General features: G+C 27.7%; 5 protein-coding genes and 1 pseudogene. All 6 read right to left on the bottom strand.

Annotated features, from left to right (window positions below):
* Positions 1 to 292 precede the first annotated feature (292 nt).
* Positions 293 to 829 (bottom strand): Asp23/Gls24 family envelope stress response protein, encoded by a 537-nt coding sequence (locus KQI94_RS15605; RefSeq protein ID WP_002358518.1) that lies wholly within the window; start codon positions 827 to 829, stop codon positions 293 to 295.
* 28 nt (positions 830 to 857) lie between these two features.
* Positions 858 to 1,049 carry a DUF2273 domain-containing protein gene (locus KQI94_RS15600; RefSeq protein WP_002358517.1) on the bottom strand — a complete coding sequence of 64 codons (192 nt, stop codon included), beginning with the start codon at positions 1,047 to 1,049 and terminating at the stop codon, positions 858 to 860.
* A gap of 16 nt (positions 1,050 to 1,065) precedes the next feature.
* The gene (gene amaP, locus KQI94_RS15595; protein WP_010717288.1) at positions 1,066 to 1,632 is read right to left on the bottom strand and encodes an alkaline shock response membrane anchor protein AmaP; all 567 of its coding nucleotides are present in this window, start codon (positions 1,630 to 1,632) and stop codon (positions 1,066 to 1,068) included.
* A 269-nt stretch (positions 1,633 to 1,901) separates the two neighbouring features.
* On the bottom strand, positions 1,902 to 2,783 hold the full coding sequence (locus KQI94_RS15590; RefSeq protein ID WP_002380049.1) for a S41 family peptidase: 882 nt from the start codon (positions 2,781 to 2,783) through the stop codon (positions 1,902 to 1,904).
* Positions 2,784 to 2,860: 77 nt separating this feature from the next.
* Positions 2,861 to 3,178, bottom strand: coding sequence for a hypothetical protein (locus KQI94_RS16635; RefSeq protein ID WP_010711383.1), 318 nt, complete (start codon positions 3,176 to 3,178; stop codon positions 2,861 to 2,863).
* A 490-nt stretch (positions 3,179 to 3,668) separates the two neighbouring features.
* Positions 3,669 to 3,771 (bottom strand): annotated as a pseudogene (locus tag KQI94_RS15580) (IS30 family transposase); the annotation flags it as partial.

Genomic DNA, 3,771 nt, shown 5'->3' with positions numbered 1-3,771 from the left:
TTGTCGTTAAAAACATTGTACCGTAAAAGGACTGTTATATGGCCTTTTTACTTTTACACAATTATACGGACTTTATCAAAATAGGAATTCTTGTAAATATCACAAATATTTGTAAAAAAATATCAAAAATAAAATATTATAAAAAAAACCGACCTTTACGGGGTCACTGGAACATCCCTAGAAATCAAGTAAAAAAAATCCAGAGGATTTTCTCCTCTGGATTCACTATTACTCTACATTTTTTAGTTATTTTATTATTCAATTATTCTCATTAAAAATTTTTCTTTCTATATTACTTAACACGAGATTCCGTTAATTCTTTTGCTTTAGAACTTCCTTTAGAAGCTAGCTCTTTTGCTTTCTCTGTTTGCTCACTGGCAAAATTACTTACTGATTCTGTTGCCTCACCAACCTTATCTTGTAAACTAACGGAATCTTCTTCATGTTGTTCTTCTGTCTTAATATCAACAACATTTACATTTACTTCAATAACTTCTAACCCAGTCATATTTTTTACTTCTTTTGTAATAATTTCTTTCATTTCATTGTAAATTTTATAAATATCTTTTCCATATTCTGCAACAATATCTAAATCTACTGCTACCTGTTTTTCTCCTACTTCAACCACTACACCTGATGTAACATCATCGGTATTCACTAACTTACCAGCTAAATTTGAGAAAAATCCACCATCAACCGTAAGCAATCCTTCTACTTTTTCTAAAGAAATGCCAATAATTTTTTGAATCACTTTATCTTCATACGTTAATTTTCCTTGTACATTTTCCTTCTTCGTTTCTTCCTTTACACTTACTTTTGTTTTCTCCATTTGTATCCACTCCTAAATATTCTTTATTTTATTTATTTTGGAAAAATTTTCCAAATAAATCCTCATTTTTAATATAACTCCCTATAAATACACCAATCCCAACCATAACTAATAAGAGAATTGTTTTAAAAAAACCAATAGTGAAAAAGAAAAGTGCTAATACCAATCCTATTAGTCCTCCAATAATTGGATACTTATATTCTAGGAACAATTCTTTCATATTCTCCCCTCTTTCTTTAAATCACTCGTTTTTGTTTTTGCTTACTCTTTCCTGAACGAGATATATTTTTGAAAACTACTTCTGCTTTTATTGAAGTATCTAATCCTATAAAAGTTTTAAGATATAACTCAATATTTTTTACTAATTGATTCGTTTGATTTATAATATCTAGATTGTCACTTGTATTTCCTGTAATACGTACTTTTATCTTTTTCTTATACATTTTTACATTTACTTTTGAATCCCTTAATAAATTGGACTGATCTAATTGCGACTGAACAATTCCTACAATAGCACTTTTTTTGATTTCTAATATTCCTTTGTCATCGTTTAATTTCACGGATGTTACTTCTGCTGGACTTAAAACAATCCCTAAAATAAATAAAAGGATAAAGACCATACCTATAACACTACCCCAGTACAAATATAGTTGAATGTAATTCTCTATAAAAGGATACTCTTCAAACTTAATAAAATAAATAGGTAATGAATACATGAACTGATAATGAACAAATACTGCAAATAAAAAAGTTCCAAAAACTAAAGAAATAAAACTAAACAAAATTTTTTTCCCTTTCGTCATCGATTCTCCCCCCACTTTCATGTGACTTTTACCACAATATAATTTTAGCAAAAGCCTTTCTCCTATAAAAATTTTATGCTTACAAGTTATACTATACATTAAGAATTCATTTACTTTAATGTACCTTCAACTCAATCAGAGTTAATCCAATTTTTTATTTTTTTGAATAGTTTCTTGGTATTAGAAAATTGTGTAATATCTTGAGTATTTCTATCTAACATCGATAAATCTACATAATAATCTGGCGGGACAGGTTGATTGTTAAACAATCATTTTCCCTTTATGGGCTTTATTGTCTCATAATAGCCAACAGTATATACAAACCACCAATAATTATCGGAATTTTGATTAGTAAAAAAACGTCCTAAATTAACCGAAGTATATCCTGCAGAAGGCATACCAAAAACTTTTACATTTGGATTATTCTTTAACGCTAAAAGTAAACTCTCAGCGGCACTTGCTGTGTTATTATTTATTACAACTGCAACTTTTTTCCCTAGTTTCTTTTTGTGTAATGATAATTTATAAAGATTCAGTTCGTTAATCGTTCCTGGAATGCCACCAAATAATTTACCATTTTTTAAGTAAACAGGATACTTTTCCTTTTTATTATTAATATTGCTAAAGAGCATTCCATTAGGAATTAAAGAACTCGCACCAATAATCATAGGTTCTTTCAGCCCGCCATAATTATTTGATAAATTTAAAACAATGTTACCAGAAGTATATTCGATTAAATCTGTCAACTTTGATGCATATTTAATTGAGAAGTTATCATCATTGCTATAGACACTTGGAATGTTAATAATTGTAAGATCCTCATACTTTGAAATACTTGGTAACTTAAGAGTTTCCATATTATCCATATCTTTGTCACTACTTATTTGTTTTACAGAACTATGTTTGTTAACACCATATACTAATGTATTTAAATTATCCACATTAGTTACTTTTCTACCGTATCTTGTTAATTCTAAAATATTCCTCCACTCATCTTTATTAGTAATTACTCCATATTGAGATATCGTATGAAGTACTTCATAACTCCTAGAATCAATCGATTTTAGAGGTAAAAAGAAAAAAGTAAGAGAAACAAAAATAATGGCACATGTGCTAATAATATAAAAAAGTAAATATTTTTTGATACTCATCCTGTTCATCGTCCTTAACAAGTAATATACTACAATATTTCACCATACATGGCTGTTCTAACTAATTCTATTTTTCATCAATGTACTTCTTTCTTTATATCTATAAATTGATTCATTAGCTTCTGGTATTCTTTTAGTTGTTCCTTTAAGCAAATCGTAAATATTCCACCCATGAAACTACCAAAAAACAACGAGCCTATTAATGAACCAAAAATAATAAATTCTTTTCCTACAAAAACTTGATGAAAGTTTGTTAGCATAACAAACATGAATAATGCATTAAATATAAAAAGGTTAAGGAATAGCTGAACACTAGAGAAATCTTGTTTTTCATCAAGAGCAATTGGTTTAAAGAAACGATACATAACATAATATTCACTGATCAATATTCCCATTAATAATATGCCTTTTACTATTATCAGCCAAGAAAAATCGATAAAAATAAGATCAAAAAAACAAGTACTGGTATAAACACAAATAGCCATCGAAATTGATAAACATATTGGTAAAAATTATGTCTCTTCAAAAAATCCATCTGTTTTTGAAAATTTTCTTTATCCGTTATATCCATATTAGCATCTCCCTTTTTTAACGATTACTATTGCTTATTCTATCGACTTTTTCCCTATTATTTACTTTGAATAAATCCTCTTTTTATTAGTGTTGTTAATATAGACGAAGCACACCGAAAAACAGCGCTTTCATAAAGGACAACTATAATAAGAAATAATAGTTAGTTTTATTAAATCATAAATACAGCTAAAATAAATCATACAAAAGTCCTAAATCAAGTTTTATTTTAAGTTTCTAACTTTGATTGCTTTAGTTAAAAATGACACAACCATCTTATATCTTATTCCATACATTTTCTTATTATATGATTTGTCAAATTAAGTTAGAATAAAATGCTTCTTGTACATAGCTCAAAAATATCTCAATTGGTGTTCTGTAATTCAATGATTTTCTTGGAATATGATTACGTTGATTG

Origin of the sequence: Enterococcus sp. S183_ASV_20, from assembly GCF_018919685.1 — a bacterium.
Classification (GTDB): Bacteria; Bacillota; Bacilli; order Lactobacillales; family Enterococcaceae; genus Enterococcus; species Enterococcus faecalis.
Note: the sequence above shows the minus strand (reverse complement) of the source record. Positions and strands in the feature narration are given on the sequence as shown.